This is a genomic window from Streptomyces sp. NPDC059668, assembly GCF_042734135.1.
GTDB lineage: Bacteria > Actinomycetota > Actinomycetes > Streptomycetales > Streptomycetaceae > Streptomyces.
Map to the genome: position 1 here is coordinate 45,784 of NZ_JBHWEL010000023.1, position 16,682 is coordinate 62,465.

Here is a 16,682-nt window from a genome sequence, read left to right on the forward strand (position 1 = left end):
GCGCGGGGGTGGCGGCGCTCGCTGTGGGGTGCTGGGCGGGCCGGGGGGGGGGGCCCCCGCCCCCCCCCCCGCCCCCCCCCCTCGTTCATGCCGTCACCGCGTCGCGCCGGGCCAGTGCCAGGGTGCGGCGGGCGCACGCCACGACCGCCGCGTCCACGAAACGGCCGTCGGGCAGGGCCTGGGCCCCCGGCTCGATGCCGGCCGCCTCGACGACGGCCTCGGCGCTCTCCACCTCGGCCGGTGTCGGAAGGTAGGCGCGTTCGATCACGGGGAGCTGGCGGGGGTGGATGGCCGCGCGGCCGAGGAAGCCGAGGGTGCGCCCGTGCGCGCAGGAGGCCGCCAGTCCCTCCAGGTCCCGGATGTCGGGGTGGATGGACTGCGCGGGGGGTGAGAGCCCGGCGGCCCGGGCGGCGAGCACGATCCGGGCACGGGCCCAGTCGAGGCCCGCGTCCTCACGTACGCCCAGGTCGGCCCGGAGATCCGCCTCGCCGAGGCCGATGCCGCGTACGGCGGGGTGGGCCGAGGCGATGGCGAAGGCGTGTTCGACGCCGAGGGCCGTCTCCAGCAGGGCGTACAGCGGGATCCCGTCGCCCCGGGCGGGCGCGGCGTGCTCCGCGACGTGGGCGACGTCCGTGGGCGAGGCCACCTTGGGCAGCCGCAGGCCGGACAGGCCCGGGAGCGGGGAGAGCGTCTTGAGGTCGGCCTCGGCCAGGGGGCCGTCCAGCGTGTTCACCCGGACGTGGACCGGGACCGGGGGAGGGTCCGAGAGCAGCTCGGCGGTGGCGTCGCGGGCGTACTCCTTGCGGCCGGGTGCGACCGCGTCCTCCAGGTCGATCAGGACGATGTCCGCGCCCGAGGCGAGGGCCTTGACCACCACGTCCGGGCGGTCTCCGGGGGCGTACAGCCAGGTGAGCGGGAAGGCCGGGACCGTCACAGGGCGCCTTCCGATCTGAGGGCGGTGATCTCGGTGCCGGACAGTCCGAGTTCGGTGAGGACCGCGTCCGTGTCGGCGCCGTGCGGGCGGCCCGCCCAGCGGATCGAGCCGGGGGTGGAGGAGAGCCGGAACAGGACGTTCTGCATGCGCAGGGGACCGAGTTCCGGGTCGGCGACGGTGGTGATGGTGTCCAGGGCCTCGTACTGGGCGTCCTCCATCACGTCGGTGACGTCCTGGATCGGGGCCACCGCCGCCTCGGCCTTCTCGAAGGCCTCCAGCACCTCCGCGCGGTCACGGCGGGCGATCCAGGCGCCCACCGCCTCGTCGAGGACGTCCGTGTGCCGTGCCCGGTCCGCGCCGGTCGCGAACCACGGCTCGTCGATCAGGTCCGGGCGTCCGACCAGCCGCATCACCCGCTCGGCGATCGACTGCGCGGAGGTCGAGACGGCGACCCACGATCCGTCCGCCGTGCGGTAGGTGTTGCGGGGCGCGTTGTTCGCGGAGCGGTTGCCGGTGCGGGGCTGGACGTGGCCGAGCTGGTCGTACCAGAGCGGCTGGGGGCCCAGCACGGTGAGGATCGGTTCGATGATCGCCATGTCGACCACCTGGCCGAGGCCCGAGGTCTCGCGGGCGCGCAGGGCCGTCATCACGGCGTACGCCGTCGTCAGGCCCGCGATCGAGTCGGCCAGGCCGAAAGGGGGCAGGACCGGGGGTGTGTCCGGTTCACCGGTGATCGCCGCGAAGCCGCTCATGGCCTCCGCGAGCGTGCCGAAGCCGGGGCGGTGCGCGTAGGGGCCGAACTGGCCGAAGGCGGTGACGCGGGCGAGTACGAGCCGGGGGTTGGCGGCGGACAGCTCCTCCCACCCGAGGTCCCACTTCTCCAGCGTGCCGGGGCGGAAGTTCTCGATGATCACGTCGGCGTCCGCGGCGAGCCGCAGGAGGGTGGCGCGGCCACCCGGTTTCGACAGGTCGAGGGTGATGGTGCGTTTGTTGCGGCCGAGGAGTTTCCACCACAGGCCGACGCCGTCCTTCGAGGGGCCGTGGCCCCGGGACGGATCGGGCTTCGCCGGGTGCTCGACCTTGACGACCTCGGCGCCGAAGTCGCCGAGCAGGGTGGCGGCGAGCGGACCGGCGAAGAGGGTGGCGAGGTCGAGGACGCGCAGGCCGGTGAGCGGGCCGGGCCCGGGGCGCGCGCTCATGACGTGGACTGCGCGTGCTGCGCGTGCGACGAGGCCTCGGCGTCGATCTCGGAGCGGTACGGCATCGAGGAGGTGGCCCCGATCCGCTGGACCGACAGCCCGGCGGCGGCCGACGCCCAGACGAGCGCCTCGGGCATCGGCCGGCCCTCGGCGAGGGCGACCGCGAGGGTACCGACGAAGGTGTCGCCCGCGCCGGTCGAGTCCACGGCGCTGACACGGGGCGCGGTGACCATGAGGGGGGCGGCGCCCCGGGCCGCGTACAGGCTGCCGGCGGCGCCCAGGGTGACGACGACCTCCGGCACGTGGTCGAGCAGCGCGGTGGCCGCCTCGCGGGGATCGGGGGTGCCGGTCAGCGCGGCGGCCTCGTACTCGTTGGGCACGAGCAGGTCGATGGAGGCGAGGAGCCGGTCCGGCAGCGGTTGGGCGGGGGACGGGGTCAGGATGGTGCGGACGCCGTGCCTGCGGGCCGCCTCGGCGCCCGCGACGACGGCGGCGAGCGGGATCTCCAGCTGGAGCAGGAGCGCGTCGGCGGTGGTGATGAGGCCCTCGTCGCCGGGGGCGAGGTGGTCGACGGTGCCGTTGGCGCCGGGGATGACGACGATCGCGTTGCCGCCCTCGTCGTCCACCACGATGTGCGCGGTGCCCGACGGGCCCTCGGTGGTGCGCAGATGGTCGGTGTCCACGCCGGAGTGCTCCAGGGCGGAGCGGAGCTGGGAGCCGAAGGAGTCGACGCCGACCGCGCCGATCAGTGTGACGTCGGCGCCCGCGTGGGCCGCGGCGACCGCCTGGTTGGCGCCCTTGCCGCCGGGGATCGTGCGGAACTCCCGTCCGGTCACGGTCTCTCCGCGCTGGGGGGCCTTGGCGACGTACGTGACGAGGTCCATGTTCGTGCTGCCGAGCACGGCGATATGGGTCATGGGTGACGGGTCTCCCGGTGCGTGAGCTGGGCGAGGGTGTCGAAGCCGATGCCGTTGAAGTCGGCGAGGGAGGTGGCCAGACGGTTCTTGAGCGGGGTGGTCCAGCGCTCCGGCAGGGCGTCGGGGGCACCGGCGAGCAGGCCCGCGACGCTGCCCGCCGTGGCGCCGTTGGAGTCGGTGTCCCAGCCGCCGGACACCGCGCGGCAGACGGAACCGGTGAAGTCGCCGTCCGCGTGGGTGAGGGCGGCGGCGATCAGGGCGGTGTTGGGCAGGGCGTGCACCCAGTGGTGGTCGCCGTAGGTGGTGTGCAGGACGTCGACGACCTTCTCGAAGTCCACCGTCGAGTGGGCGAGCCGGACGGCGTGGTGGACCGCCTTCGCCAGCCGGGAGGCGGGGGGTACGACGGTCAGGCCGGTGCGCAGGCAGGCGTGGATGTCGCTGCGGCCGGTGGCGGCCTCGGCGATGGTGGCGGCGGTGAACATGGCCGCGTACACACCGTTCGCGGTGTGGGTGAGGGTGGCGTCGCGGTGGGCCTGTGCCGCGGCGGCGGCCGGGTCGCCCGGGTTCGTCCAGCCGTGGACGTCCGCGCGGATGAGGGCGCCGATCCATTCGCGGAAGGGGTTGCGGTGGTGGGCCGTGTGCGGGGGCTCGACGCCGGCGAGGAGGTTGCGGTAGGCGACGCGTTCCGCGGTGAAGGTGCGGCCGGCGGGGAGTTCGTCCAGCCAGAGGCGGGCCACGTCCGCGGTGGTGAACCCCTTGCCGTGGCGTTGCAGCAACAGGAGGTTGACGAGGGGGTAGTTGAGGTCGTCGTCCTCGGGCATTCCGTCGATGTTCTCGGCGAGCGAGGTGGACGCCGAGCGCCTGTTCCAGGGGTACGCCTCGGTCAGCTCCGCGGACAGGCCGCGGGCCGTGAACCAGGTGTGGAGGGGCCAGTTCCCGGTGGCCTTCGCCAGTGCGCGGATGCCCCGGAGGGGGAGTTTCTCGACGGGTTTGCCCAGTAGACAGCCCGCGGCCCGGCCCAGCCAGGCGGCCTCCAGACGGGGTACGGCGACGGCCGGGGAGGGGCCCGGGACTCCGGGGGCGACGGGTGCGCCGTCGTCGTCGCCGACGGCGGCCGGGTCCGGCTGCCGTGCGGGCCAGTCGGGGCAGCGGGTCATGACGGTGGCCAGGTCCGTGGGCTCGTGGTCGGCCAACCCGCTCGGCAGGCAGGAGAGTTCGTCCAGCAGGTCGGTCGCCAGGGCGCGCAGGTGCGGTGCGGCGGGAGTGGCGGAGGCGCCGGCCCGGAGGGGGGCCGGCGGGCCGCCGGCCGCGTGCCAGCGTGCCGCGATCGGACCGGCCTCGCGGCCGTCCTGGGCCGCCTGGTGGAGCTCGTGCCCGAGGAGGTCCTCGGGCTGGACCCAGGTCAGTCGGAGCATGGGGTCCCCGCAAGCGCGGCGTACGCCGCCTCGTGCGCGCGCCGGCGGTGTACGTCCCGGTCGAAGATCTCGCGGGTCACCTGCGCGAGGGTCGCTGCCGGGGCGTGCAGGTCGAGGCGGCTCGCTTCCTCGACCGTCTTGGCCCAGTCGTGCGGGACCTCGGAGCCGAGCGCGCCGGCGAGGGCCCCGGCCATCGTGGCGATGGAGTCGCAGTCGCGGCCGTAGTTCACCGAACCGAGGACCGCGTGCCGGAAGTCGCCGCCGGCGACCACCAGCATGCCGAGCGCGACGGGGAGTTCCTCGATGGAGTGCAGACGGGAGGGGCGGCGGGCGCCGAGCGACGGGGAGCGGTAGTCCGGGCCCACCGTGTCGTAGGGGGCCACCGCCTCCCGCAGCGGGCGCAGCGCCGACTCGAAGTCGGAGTGGCGGGCGGCGACTTCGCAGACCGCCTCGATCGCGTCCCGGGTGCCGTCCTTCGCCAGGGCCAGACAGGCCGTGACGACCGAGTCCGGGGTCGCGCCCGGTGTGCACGCCGCCGCCACGCCCGCCGCCAGCACGCCCGCGGCCTCCCTGCCGTAGGAGGACTGGTGCGCGCCCGCGACGTCCAGCGCCTCGGCGTACGCGCCCGCCGGGTTGGCCGCGTTCACCAGTCCGACCGGTGCCATGTACATCGCGGCGCCGCAGTTGACGATGTTGCCCGCGCCCGCCTCGCGGGGGTCCACATGGCCGTAGTGGAGCCGGGCGACCAGCCACTTCTCGGCGAGGAAGATCCGTTGGAGCGGGAGCGCCTCCGTCTCCAGTTCCGGGATCCAGCGGGGGGCCGTCATCAGGTCCGGGACCAAGTGTCCGGCGACGGCGTACGCGTCGAGGTGGTCACGGACCGTGCCGTACACGCGGATCAGCGCATGGGTCATCAGGGTGTCGTCGGTGACGTGCCCGTCGCCCTTGTGGTACGGGGCGATGGGGCGGGCGGTGCGCCAGGCGTCGCCGTTCCAGGGGCCGACGACGCCGTGCACGCGGCCGCCGTGGCGTTCGGTGATCTGCTCGGGGGTGTAGCCCTCGACGGGACCGCCGAGCGCGTCGCCGACCGCGGCTCCGACGAGGGCTCCCGTGATCCGTTCGTCGAGGGTTCCCATTTCTACTCTTTTGGGCGTCATGCCCGAATCATCCCTCTGGGAGGGCCAGTTCCGTCGCTTCGAGCAGATCGGCGAGTCCGATGAGGTCCGTGCCGGTGAGGCGGGGGAGCGCGCAGCCCGAGAGGATCCGGCAGGCGTCGCGCCAGGTGTCCGGGATCGACGCGCCGCCGCCGAGCGCGCCGGTCAGCGCGCCGGCCAGAGCCGGGGCGGAGTCGGCGACGCGGGAGAGGCAGGCGGCGGCGGGCACCGCCTCCGCGATCCGGCCGCGCGCCGCGCTCGCCAGGGCCAGGGCGACCGGAACGGTCTCCGCCGCGGCGACGCCGTAGCTGTAGACGTGGTCGACGATCTGGTGTTCCAGAAGGGGGACCAGGGCGAAGGTGCTCTCGCTGTCGCGGGCGAGCCGCAGCGCGTGGCGCGCGTTGCGGCCGATCTCCGTCTCCTTGGGCAGTTCGGCGAGGGCGGCGTCCGCGCAGGCCTCGACGTCGGCCCCGGCGAGGGCGAGCGCGAGGGCGGCGGCCATGGCGCGGGCGCCGTGCACGCCGTCGCCGTCCTGGGTGTAGCGGGCGTCGAACTCCGCCAGTTCCGCGGCGAGCGTGGCATCGCCCGGGTGGGCGATGGCGAGCACGCACGCCCGGACGCAGGCCGCGTCGTCGAAGTAGTGCGGATTGTCGTGGCCGGTGGCGGGCGGGCGCAGACCGGTGGCGAGGTTGCCGAGCCCGGCCCGTACGGAGATCCGGGCGCGCAGCGGCAGCAGCGCGGACTCGACCTCGGGGGCGCGTTCGGCGGCCGCGGCGACCTCGCTGGCGACGGCGTTCCAGGACAGGTCGATGGACGCCCGCATCCGCCGCGCCCGGCTGAGATCGCCGAGCGCGCCGGCGTCCCCGGCGCGCAGCACGGCCTCGGCGGCGAACGCCGCCCACTCGGCGTCGTCCGAGGGGCCGAGCCGCAGGGGCTCCGGCGGCTGGTTCAGGGCGATGGGCACCGGCAGGGTCGTCGTCGCGTTCTGTTCGGCGAACGTGTCGAGTTCCCTGGTCAGCCGTCGTGTCCACTCGGGCATCCGGGCGGCGCGGTGCCGGGCCGCGGGCCAGCCGGCGGCGTCGCCGGCGGCGAGGCCGAGCAGGAGGCCCTCGATGCGGCGGAGGCGTGGGCCGGGCGGCGGATCGGCGATCTCCGTGACGAGGACGTCCGGCGCCGAGGCCGCTCCGGCACCGGCTTCGTCTCCCACGAGGCCGGGTCTCATGGGCGTACCTCCTCGTCGGCGGTGGCATGGGTGTGGTCGGTGGTGCGGATGCGGTCGGTGAGGGGGGTGTGATCCAGGGTGAGGGTGCGGTCGGTGACGGGGGTGTGATCCGGGGTGAGGGTGCGGTCGGTGACTGGGGTGTGATCGGGGGTGAGGGTGCGGTCCGAGGTGAGGGCGTGGTCCGGGGTGGGAACGGGGCCGGTGGTGCGGGCCCGGTCCGCGGTGAGGGTGTGGTCGGCGGGGAGGGCGTGGGGTCCCGGAGCGGCGTCCGGTTGCGGGTGCGGGGCCGCTCTCGTGCGGTCCGGATCGCGTGCGGGCCGTCTGCGATCCCGTACGGGCACACCGCTGTCCGGGCCCGGCTCCCACGCGGCCCTCGAACGCCACTTCGCGTCGTCCCCCGGGGTCAGCAGTTCCGCCACGTCCAGCACGTGGTGGCCCTCCATCGAGGGGAGGCAGCTGCCGCGCGCCGGACCGATGGCCGCCGCCCAGGCGGCCGGGATCGCGCCGGCGCCCCGGGTCGCCCCGGCCAGCGCGCCCGCCACCGCCGCCGTGGTGTCGGCGTCGCGGCCCATGTTGACGGCGGTGAGGACGGACTCGGTGAAGTCGCCGTCGGCGGCCGCGTACGCGCCGAAGGCCAGCGCGACGGCCTCGGGGGCCAGGTCCGTCCAGGGGTAGCCGCCGATGACGACCGCCGAGCGCACCGCCCGTTCGCCGCGGTGCGCCACCGCGATCGCGCGGCGCAGCGAGCGGGCGGTCCAGGAGTCGTCCGGGATCACCGCGAGCGCGGAGGCGGCCACGGCGATCGTCGAGGCGCCCGCCATCGCCGCCGCGACTCCCGCCGCGACCGCCTGGCCGCCGTAGATGCCCTCGCCGTCGTGGCTCACCGAACCGTCGATCGCCACCAGTCGAGCGGCCTCCGCGGGGCGCCCCGCCGCGAACACGCCGAAAGGCGCCGCGCGCATCGCCAGGCCGTCGCTCCAGGCGTGCCGGTGCTGGGCCGAGATGGGAGCCGCCAGTCCCCGGCGGAGGTTCTCCAGGGTGCCGCGCTCGCTGAAGCCGGCGCCGCGGAAGGGTCCCTCGTCACGGTCCGCGATCCACTGGTGCCAGGCCGACTCGACGTGCGCGACGGTGAGCGCCGAGCCGTGCCGGGCCAGCAGCAGTCCGGAGAAGATCGCGTACTCCGTGTCGTCCGTCCCGGCCGGATGCTCGGCGACGTAGCCCGTGATCCGGCCCCACTTCGCGCGGATCTCCGACGGCCGCATGTTCTCGGCGGGCGCGCCGAGCGCGTCCCCGACGGCGAGACCGAGCAGCGCGCCGCGGGCCCGTTCGCGCAGACCGGTGGCGTCCCCGGGCGCCGGGACGGAGGGGATGCAGGCGATGGAAGCCATTCGGTGCCACTCCTCTCAGGGCCCAGAGCCCTTTGGGGATGTGTCCCACGGGAGGGGGCGCGCAGAGCCTGGCGCGGCACCGTATTCACCCGGTCGACATCTGTGCGGGGTTCTCCACGGATGAGCGAAGGAGGGTAAAGGTGCAGGTTAGCCGAGCCTTTCCTTGCTGGCGGGCAGGAAATTCCGAGCGTACTTTTAGGGTTGTCGAAAAGTAGAAGAAGTCCAATCACGTGTTCTGGGGGACCGGTATGTCCATCATCGAGACCGAAGCCGCACTGCACGAGGCGCACCGGGACAACCACACCCACCGCGATGTGAACGGCGGCTGGCTGCGCCCGGCGGTGTTCGGCGCGATGGACGGGCTCGTGTCCAACCTCGCCCTGATGACCGGTGTCGCCGGCGGGTCCGTCTCCCACCGGACGATCGTCATCACCGGACTCGTGGGCCTGGCCGCCGGAGCCTTCTCCATGGCCGCCGGCGAGTACACCTCCGTCGCCTCGCAGCGCGAGCTCGTCGAGGCCGAACTCGACGTGGAGCGCCGGGAGCTGAGGAAGCACCCGAAGGACGAGGAGCGTGAGCTCGCCGCGCTCTACGAGACCCGCGGGGTCGAGCCCGAACTGGCCCGCGAGGTCGCCCGGCAGCTGTCCCGCGACCCCGAGCAGGCCCTGGAGATACACGCGCGCGAGGAGCTGGGCATAGACCCCGGCGACCTGCCCTCGCCCGCGGTCGCCGCCGTGTCGAGCTTCGGCTCCTTCGCCCTGGGCGCGCTGCTCCCGCTGCTCCCGTACCTGCTCGGCGCGACCGTCCTGTGGCCCGCGCTGCTGCTCGCGCTGATCGGGCTCTTCGCGTGCGGCGCCGTCGTGGCCCGGGTGACGGCGCGCTCCTGGTGGTACAGCGGACTGCGGCAGCTCGCGCTCGGTGGTGCCGCGGCGGGTGTGACGTACGTCCTGGGCAGTCTGTTCGGTACCGCCGTAGGATGATGTATGGCGGAGCTATGCAAGGGACTGCATAAGTAGCCGTTACTCGCTGGTTTCGAATACTTAACCACTGGGCATGAGCCGTAAGCGCTGCGGGCAATGAAGCCTGCTCCGCACCACCGCGGCAGGCGACGCTGCCTTCCGCGCTCCGGCCCCACGGACACCGATCTGTCCCCCTGGGTCCCCTTAACTCCAGTGCCGTGCGCGGTACCCCCCGCCGCGACCCCCGGTGTCCGCATGTTGGAACGCAGTATCCGGTTCCCGGGAACCGCTCCATCATGTAACCTGCACGAAATTTTGCATCCCCCCAGCAGAGGGCCAACGTCGTCCCTCGGCACACGCTCCCCCAGACGCCTTTCGAAGCGCTGGGAGGTGCCCCCAGCCACGACGACGACGGGAGAGCCGATGCGTTCGCCGCGCCAGCCGTCCCAGCACTCCACGAATGGCCAGAACTGGTCCTTCATGGATGCTCGCCCTGCTGCTCAGGGTATGTACGACCCCCGCAACGAGCACGACGCCTGTGGCGTCGGCTTCGTGGCCACCCTCACCGGCGAGGCGAGCTACGCGCTGGTCGAGCAGGCGCTCACCGTGCTGCGCAACCTGGAACACCGCGGTGCCACCGGCGCCGAGCCCGACTCGGGCGACGGCGCGGGCATCCTGTCCCAGGTCCCGGACGCGTTCCTCCGCGAGGTGGCCGGATTCGAGCTGCCCGAGGCCGGTGCCTACGCGGTCGGCATCGCCTTCCTGCCCGGCGACGGCACCGAGGACGCCGTCTCACGGATCGAGACGATCGCCGCCGACGAGGACCTGACCGTCCTCGGCTGGCGCCAGGTGCCTGTCGCCCCCGAACTCCTCGGCGCCACCGCCCGCTCCACGATGCCCGTCTTCCGTCAGATCTTCGTGACCGACGGCGCCAGCAAGGGCATCGACCTCGACCGCAAGGCGTTCGTGCTGCGCAAGCGCGCCGAACGCGAGGCCGGCGTCTACTTCCCGTCGCTCTCCGCGCGCACCATCGTCTACAAGGGCATGCTGACCACCGGCCAGCTCGAACCCTTCTTCCCGGACCTGTCCGACCGCCGCTTCGCCTCCGCGATCGCGCTCGTGCACTCCCGGTTCTCCACCAACACCTTCCCGAGCTGGCCGCTCGCCCACCCGTACCGCTTCGTCGCGCACAACGGCGAGATCAACACGGTCAAGGGCAACCGCAACTGGATGAAGGCCCGCGAGTCCCAGCTGGTCTCCGACCTGTTCGGCGACAAGGGCCTGGAGCGGGTCTTCCCCGTCTGCACACCGGACGCGTCCGACTCGGCCTCCTTCGACGAGGTGCTCGAACTCCTCCACCTCGGCGGCCGCTCGCTCCCGCACTCCGTGCTCATGATGATCCCGGAGGCGTGGGAGAACCACGCCTCCATGGACCCGGCCCGGCGCGCCTTCTACCAGTTCCACTCCACGATGATGGAGCCCTGGGACGGCCCCGCCTGCGTCACCTTCACCGACGGCACCCAGGTCGGCGCGGTCCTCGACCGCAACGGTCTGCGCCCGGGCCGCTACTGGGTCACCGACGACGGCCTCGTCGTCCTCGGCTCCGAGGTCGGCGTCCTCGACATCGACCCCGCCAAGGTCGTCCGCAAGGGCCGCCTCCAGCCCGGCCGCATGTTCCTCGTGGACACCGCCGAGCACCGCATCATCGAGGACGACGAGATCAAGGCCGGCCTCGCCGACGACCTGCCCTACGCGGAGTGGCTGGAGGCCGGCGAGATCGAGCTCTCCGACCTGCCCGAGCGCGAGCACATCGTGCACACCCACGCCTCGGTCACCCGCCGCCAGCAGACCTTCGGCTACACGGAGGAGGAGCTGCGGATCATCCTCGCGCCGATGGCCTCGGCCGGCGCCGAGCCGATCGGCTCGATGGGCACGGACACGCCGATCGCCGCCCTGTCGCAGCGCCCGCGTCTGCTCTTCGACTACTTCACCCAGCTCTTCGCGCAGGTCACCAACCCGCCGCTGGACGCGATCCGTGAGGAGCTCGTCACCTCGCTGCGCTCCTCGCTGGGCCCGCAGGGCAACCTCCTGGAGCCGACCGCTGCCTCCTGTCGCAGCGTCACCCTGCCCTTCCCGGTGATCGACAACGACGAGCTGGCCAAGCTCATCCACATCAACGCCGACGGCGACATGCCCGGCATGAAGGCCGCCACCCTCTCCGGTCTCTACCGCGTCTCCGGCGGCGGCGACTCGCTGGCCGCGCGCATCGAGGAGATCTGCACCGAGGCCGACGCCGCCATAGACAACGGCGCCCGCCTGATCGTGCTCTCCGACCGGCACTCGGACGCCGAGCACGCCCCGATCCCCTCGCTGCTGCTGACCGCGGCCGTCCACCACCACCTCATCCGCACCAAGCAGCGCACCCAGGTGGGCCTGCTGGTCGAGGCCGGCGACGTCCGCGAGGTCCACCACGTGGCCCTCCTCATCGGCTTCGGCGCCGCGGCGGTCAACCCCTACCTGGCGATGGAGTCGGTCGAGGACCTGGTCCGCGCCGGCACCTTCCTCCAGGACATCGAGGCCGAGCAGGCCATCCGCAACCTGATCTACGCGCTCGGCAAGGGCGTCCTCAAGGTCATGTCCAAGATGGGCATCTCCACCGTCGCCTCCTACCGCGGCGCGCAGGTCTTCGAGGCCGTCGGCCTGGACGCCGAGTTCGTCGGCAGGTACTTCAGCGGCACCGCGACGAAGATCGGCGGCGCCGGTCTCGACGTCATCGCCAAGGAGGTCGCCGCCCGGCACGCCAAGGCCTACCCGGCCTCCGGCATCGCGCCCGCGCACCGCGCCCTCGACATAGGCGGCGAGTACCAGTGGCGCCGCGAGGGCGAACCCCACCTGTTCGACCCGGAGACGGTCTTCCGCCTCCAGCACTCGACGCGCTCCGGCAGCTACGACATCTTCAAGAAGTACACGGAGCGGGTGAACGAGCAGTCCGAGCGCCTGATGACGCTCCGCGGCCTGTTCGGCTTCGCCTCCGACCGCCCGTCGATCCCGATCGACGAGGTCGAGCCGGTCAGCGAGATCGTCAAGCGCTTCTCCACCGGTGCCATGTCGTACGGCTCCATCTCCAAGGAGGCGCACGAGACCCTCGCCATCGCCATGAACCAGCTCGGCGGCAAGTCCAACACCGGCGAGGGCGGCGAGGACGCGGACCGCCTGTACGACCCGGCGCGCCGCTCGTCCATCAAGCAGGTCGCCTCCGGCCGCTTCGGTGTGACCTCGGAGTACCTGGTCAACGCCGACGACATCCAGATCAAGATGGCGCAGGGCGCCAAGCCCGGCGAGGGTGGCCAGCTGCCCGGCCACAAGGTGTACCCCTGGGTCGCCAGGACCCGGCACAGCACCCCCGGCGTGGGCCTGATCTCCCCGCCCCCGCACCACGACATCTACTCCATCGAGGACCTGGCCCAGCTGATCCACGACCTCAAGAACGCCAACCCGCAGGCCCGCATCCACGTGAAGCTGGTCTCCGAGGTCGGCGTCGGCACGGTCGCCGCGGGCGTCTCCAAGGCACACGCGGACGTGGTCCTCATCTCCGGCCACGACGGCGGCACCGGCGCCTCCCCGCTCACCTCGCTCAAGCACGCGGGCGGCCCCTGGGAGCTCGGTCTCGCCGAGACCCAGCAGACCCTGCTGCTCAACGGCCTGCGCGACCGGATCGTCGTCCAGACCGACGGCCAGCTGAAGACCGGCCGCGACGTCGTCATCGCCGCGCTGCTCGGCGCCGAGGAGTTCGGTTTCGCTACCGCTCCGCTCGTCGTCTCCGGCTGCGTCATGATGCGCGTCTGCCACCTGGACACCTGCCCGGTCGGCATCGCCACCCAGAACCCGGTGCTGCGCGACCGGTTCGCCGGCAAGGCCGAGTACATCGTGAACTTCTTCAAGTTCATCGCCGAAGAGGTCCGCGAGATCCTCGCCGAGCTGGGCTTCCGCACCATCGAGGAGGCCGTCGGCCACGCCGAGCACCTCGACGTCACCCGGGCCGTCGACCACTGGAAGGCGCAGGGCCTGGACCTGACTCCGCTCTTCCACGTGCCCGAGCTGCCCGAGGGCGCGGTGCGCCACCGGGTCGTCGCGCAGGACCACGGCCTGGAGAAGGCCCTGGACAACGAACTGATCAAGCTCGCCGCCGACGCGCTGGCCGCGAACTCCCAGGCCGACGCCCAGCCGGTCCGCGCCCAGGTCCCGATCCGCAACATCAACCGCACGGTCGGCACCATGCTCGGCCACGAGGTGACGAAGAAGTTCGGCGGCGCGGGTCTGCCCGACGACACCATCGACATCACCTTCACGGGGTCGGCGGGCCAGTCCTTCGGCGCGTTCCTGCCGCGCGGTGTCACGCTGCGCCTGGAGGGCGACGCCAACGACTACGTCGGCAAGGGCCTCTCCGGCGGCCGGGTCGTCGTCCGCCCCGACCGGGGCGCCGACCACCTCGCCGAGTACTCGACGATCGCGGGCAACACCATCGCGTACGGCGCGACGGGCGGCGAACTGTTCCTGCGCGGCCGCACCGGCGAGCGCTTCTGCGTCCGCAACTCCGGCGCGACGGTGGTCTCCGAGGGCGTGGGCGACCACGGCTGCGAGTACATGACAGGCGGCCACGCCGTCGTCCTCGGCGAGACGGGACGCAACTTCGCGGCCGGCATGTCCGGCGGCATCGCGTACGTCGTCGACCTCGACCGCGACAACGTCAACGCCGGCAACGCGGGCGCCGTCGAGGAGCTCGACGACACCGACAAGCAGTGGCTGCGCGCCGTGGTGCGCCGCCACCAGGAGGAGACCGGCTCGACGGTCGCCGGGAAGCTCCTCGCCGAGTGGGACACCGCCGTCGACCGCTTCAGCAAGATCATCCCCAGCACGTACAAGGCAGTGCTCGCCGCCAAGGACGCCGCCGAGCGAGCCGGACTCACCGAGTCCGAGATCACCGAGAAGATGATGGAGGCGGCGACCAATGGCTGATCCCAAGGGCTTTCTGAACCACGGCCGCGAGGTCGCCAGGACCCGCCCCGTCGAGGAACGCGTCAGGGACTGGAACGAGGTCTACGTCCCGGGCGCGCTGCTCCCGATCATCTCCAAGCAGGCCGGCCGCTGCATGGACTGCGGCATCCCGTTCTGCCACAACGGCTGTCCGCTGGGGAACCTGATCCCCGAGTGGAACGACTACGCCTACCGCGGGGACTGGGGCGCCGCGTCCGAGCGTCTGCACGCCACGAACAACTTCCCGGAGTTCACGGGCCGGCTGTGCCCCGCCCCGTGCGAGTCGGCGTGTGTGCTCGGCATCAACCAGCCCGCCGTGACCATCAAGAACGTCGAGGTCTCGATCATCGACAAGGCGTGGGACAGCGGGGACGTCGCCCCGCAGATCCCCCAGCGCCTGTCGGGCAAGACCGTCGCGGTCATCGGCTCGGGCCCCGCGGGCCTCGCCGCCGCCCAGCAGCTGACCCGGGCCGGCCACACGGTCGCCGTCTACGAGCGCGCCGACCGCGTCGGCGGCCTGCTGCGCTACGGCATCCCCGAGTTCAAGATGGAGAAGCGGCACATCAACCGCCGTATCGAGCAGATGCGCGCGGAGGGCACCCGCTTCCGCACGGGCGTCGAGATCGGCCGCGACCTCAAGGCGACCGACCTGCGCAAGCGGTACGACGCGGTGGTCATCGCCGCGGGTGCCACGACGGCGCGCGACCTGCCGGTGCCCGGCCGCGAACTCAAGGGCATCCACCAGGCCATGGAGTACCTGCCGCTGGCCAACAAGGTCCAGGAGGGCGACTACGTGGCGCCCCCGATCAGCGCCGAGGGCAAGCACGTCGTGGTCATCGGCGGCGGCGACACGGGCGCGGACTGCGTGGGCACCGCCCACCGCCAGGGCGCGGCCTCGGTCACGCAGCTGGAGATCATGCCCCGTCCGGGCGAGGAGCGCAGCCCCGGCCAGCCGTGGCCGACGTTCCCCATGCTCTACAAGGTCACCTCCGCGCACGAGGAGGGCGGCGACCGCGTCTACTCGGTCTCCACCACCCACTTCGAGGGCGACGAGGACGGCAACGTCCAGTGGCTGCACCTCGCCGAGGTCGAGTTCGTCGACGGCAGGCTGAACCAGAAGCCGGGCACGGAGCGGAAGATCCCCGCCCAGCTGGTCACCCTGGCGATGGGCTTCACCGGCACCGACGTCGAGAACGGCGTGGTCGCCCAGTTCGGCCTGGAGCTCGACGCGCGCGGCAACATCGCCCGCGACGCCGACTTCGCGACCAACGTGCCCGGCGTGTACGTTGCCGGTGACGCGGGCCGCGGCCAGTCCCTCATCGTGTGGGCCATCGCGGAGGGCCGTTCGGCCGCCCGCGGGGTCGACCGTTTCCTGACGGGCGCCAGCGAGCTGCCGGCCCCGATCCGCCCCACGGACCGTTCCCTGATGGTCTGACGCTCCACCCCAACAGACGTCCCGTACAAAGGCGTACGGAACTGAACGCGGCGCCCGCCTTGTCCCCGACCGGACGGTGGTGGGCGCCGTGGTGCGTCCCGGCCCGGTCGCGACTACCGCGCCACCCGGTACGTCTCCCCGTACACCTTCCACTCCAGCGGTGTGTCCAGACCGAGGTTGCCGTCGTACAGGAACCTCCGCTGGGCCGTGTCGATACGGGACGTGTCGTGATGGGCGCGCTCGGCCTTCATGGCGGTACGCCGGATGTCCAGGAAGATGTCGAGGTAGGCCTTCTCGGAGCCGCCCTCGGCCGGGGTGTCGGCCTGGGCCATGGCGCGTCGGCGCAGCCCGTAGAAGCCGTCGGGGCCGGTGCCGGGGCCGTGCATGACCATGGCGTCGTAATAGACGAACTGCCCCAGCGTGCCCAGGCCGTCGAGCTTGGCGCGGCGGACCGCGGGGTCGAAGTAGACGCGGTCGCGCTCGGCGTCCTGGGCCTTCCGGAAGGCGGCCACCGCGGCCTCCGCACGCCAGGCCGCGGGGAAACCCGGGTCGAGACCCGCGTGGGAGTCGGTTCCGTCGACCCGGCGCAGCGCGGGCAGATAGCGGGCGAGGCCGTTGTCCGGGTGGTCCTTCGTGTAGCGCTCGACCAGGACGAGCAGGTCGTGGGTGCCGGTGCAGAAGCCGATGAGGCCCGCCGTGTAGCCCTGGCCGTCGCCGATGTCCTCGACGTAGCCGTACGCGCTGCGCCAGTCCAGCGTGGAGTTCTCGGCGCTCGCCACGATCTTCTGGGCCAGCTCCTTCTTGTCCGGCGCGGCGAGGCCGGCGCCGTCCGGCCGTGCGGCGCCCTGCCGGCCCGCGGACCCGGCCGCCTCGCCCGAGCCCGGGAGCCCGGGGACGACGAAGTAGAGCGCCGCCGCGACCAGGGGGAGGACCGCGAGCAGGAGGAGGCGTACGCGTTTCATGCCCTCAGCCTAGGGACGGGCCGGGTCGGATCCCGCCGGGTGCCGGGAGCGGACCGTTCGCCG

At 72.9% G+C, this 16,682-nt stretch carries 10 protein-coding genes and 1 pseudogene; 3 read left to right on the forward strand and 8 right to left on the reverse strand.

Translation table 11 applies throughout. The annotated features are described in order from the left end of the window. Positions 1-85: 85 nt before the first annotated feature. The 7 genes and pseudogenes from ACFV2J_RS18795 to ACFV2J_RS18825 all read right to left on the reverse strand — a co-directional run. Positions 86-934, reverse strand: coding sequence for an HpcH/HpaI aldolase/citrate lyase family protein (locus tag ACFV2J_RS18795; protein WP_385439604.1), 849 nt, complete (start codon positions 932-934; stop codon positions 86-88). After that, entirely contained in the window at positions 931-2,133 is a 1,203-nt protein-coding gene (locus tag ACFV2J_RS18800; RefSeq protein WP_385439606.1) for a CaiB/BaiF CoA transferase family protein, read from the reverse strand. The genes ACFV2J_RS18795 and ACFV2J_RS18800 overlap by 4 nt, the downstream gene beginning before the upstream one ends. Further along, complete coding sequence (gene rbsK / locus ACFV2J_RS18805) at positions 2,130-3,050, reverse strand: ribokinase (RefSeq protein WP_385083806.1); 921 nt, start codon at positions 3,048-3,050, stop codon at positions 2,130-2,132. Before rbsK ends, ACFV2J_RS18800 begins: the two co-directional genes overlap by 4 nt. After that, positions 3,047-4,465 carry an ADP-ribosylglycohydrolase family protein gene (locus tag ACFV2J_RS18810; protein WP_385083807.1) on the reverse strand — a complete coding sequence of 473 codons (1,419 nt, stop codon included), beginning with the start codon at positions 4,463-4,465 and terminating at the stop codon, positions 3,047-3,049. Before ACFV2J_RS18810 ends, rbsK begins: the two co-directional genes overlap by 4 nt. Next, positions 4,453-5,622, reverse strand: coding sequence for an ADP-ribosylglycohydrolase family protein (locus tag ACFV2J_RS18815; protein WP_385083808.1), 1,170 nt, complete (start codon positions 5,620-5,622; stop codon positions 4,453-4,455). Before ACFV2J_RS18815 ends, ACFV2J_RS18810 begins: the two co-directional genes overlap by 13 nt. A 7-nt stretch (positions 5,623-5,629) precedes the next feature. Beyond that, positions 5,630-6,841, reverse strand: a complete 1,212-nt coding sequence (locus ACFV2J_RS18820; RefSeq protein WP_385439610.1) for an ADP-ribosylglycohydrolase family protein — start codon at positions 6,839-6,841, stop codon at positions 5,630-5,632. 379 nt (positions 6,842-7,220) lie between these two features. Continuing rightward, positions 7,221-8,229: pseudogene (locus ACFV2J_RS18825) on the reverse strand (ADP-ribosylglycohydrolase family protein); the annotation flags it as partial. Positions 8,230-8,477: 248 nt separating this feature from the next. On the opposite strand from ACFV2J_RS18825, the gene ACFV2J_RS18830 reads away from it, so the two are divergent. The 3 genes from ACFV2J_RS18830 to ACFV2J_RS18840 all read left to right on the forward strand — a co-directional run bounded on the left by ACFV2J_RS18830 (position 8,478) and on the right by ACFV2J_RS18840 (position 15,657). Further along, positions 8,478-9,209, forward strand: a complete 732-nt coding sequence (locus ACFV2J_RS18830) for a VIT1/CCC1 transporter family protein (protein WP_385083810.1) — start codon at positions 8,478-8,480, stop codon at positions 9,207-9,209. 486 nt (positions 9,210-9,695) lie between these two features. After that, positions 9,696-14,204: a glutamate synthase large subunit gene (gltB, locus tag ACFV2J_RS18835; protein ID WP_385083826.1), complete on the forward strand. Its 4,509-nt coding sequence runs from the start codon at positions 9,696-9,698 to the stop codon at positions 14,202-14,204. Continuing rightward, positions 14,197-15,657, forward strand: a complete 1,461-nt coding sequence (locus ACFV2J_RS18840) for a glutamate synthase subunit beta (RefSeq protein WP_385083811.1) — start codon at positions 14,197-14,199, stop codon at positions 15,655-15,657. Before gltB ends, ACFV2J_RS18840 begins: the two co-directional genes overlap by 8 nt. A gap of 113 nt (positions 15,658-15,770) precedes the next feature. On the opposite strand, the gene ACFV2J_RS18845 is transcribed toward ACFV2J_RS18840, so the two are convergent. Beyond that, positions 15,771-16,619: a chitosanase gene (locus ACFV2J_RS18845; RefSeq protein WP_385083812.1), complete on the reverse strand. Its 849-nt coding sequence runs from the start codon at positions 16,617-16,619 to the stop codon at positions 15,771-15,773. Positions 16,620-16,682: the final 63 nt, after the last annotated feature.

What these genes read in the sequence shown, in the direction of transcription:
- ACFV2J_RS18840 (WP_385083811.1), top strand. Translation starts at nt 14,197, where the DNA reads ATGGCTGATCCCAAGGGCTTTCTGAACCACGGCCGCGAGGTCGCCAGG.
- ACFV2J_RS18800 (WP_385439606.1), bottom strand. Translation starts at nt 2,133, where the DNA reads ATGAGCGCGCGCCCCGGGCCCGGCCCGCTCACCGGCCTGCGCGTCCTC.
- ACFV2J_RS18845 (WP_385083812.1), bottom strand. Translation starts at nt 16,619, where the DNA reads ATGAAACGCGTACGCCTCCTCCTGCTCGCGGTCCTCCCCCTGGTCGCG.
- gltB (WP_385083826.1), top strand. Translation starts at nt 9,696, where the DNA reads ATGTACGACCCCCGCAACGAGCACGACGCCTGTGGCGTCGGCTTCGTG.
- ACFV2J_RS18830 (WP_385083810.1), top strand. Translation starts at nt 8,478, where the DNA reads ATGTCCATCATCGAGACCGAAGCCGCACTGCACGAGGCGCACCGGGAC.
- ACFV2J_RS18815 (WP_385083808.1), bottom strand. Translation starts at nt 5,622, where the DNA reads ATGACGCCCAAAAGAGTAGAAATGGGAACCCTCGACGAACGGATCACG.
- rbsK (WP_385083806.1), bottom strand. Translation starts at nt 3,050, where the DNA reads ATGACCCATATCGCCGTGCTCGGCAGCACGAACATGGACCTCGTCACG.
- ACFV2J_RS18820 (WP_385439610.1), bottom strand. Translation starts at nt 6,841, where the DNA reads ATGAGACCCGGCCTCGTGGGAGACGAAGCCGGTGCCGGAGCGGCCTCG.
- ACFV2J_RS18810 (WP_385083807.1), bottom strand. Translation starts at nt 4,465, where the DNA reads ATGCTCCGACTGACCTGGGTCCAGCCCGAGGACCTCCTCGGGCACGAG.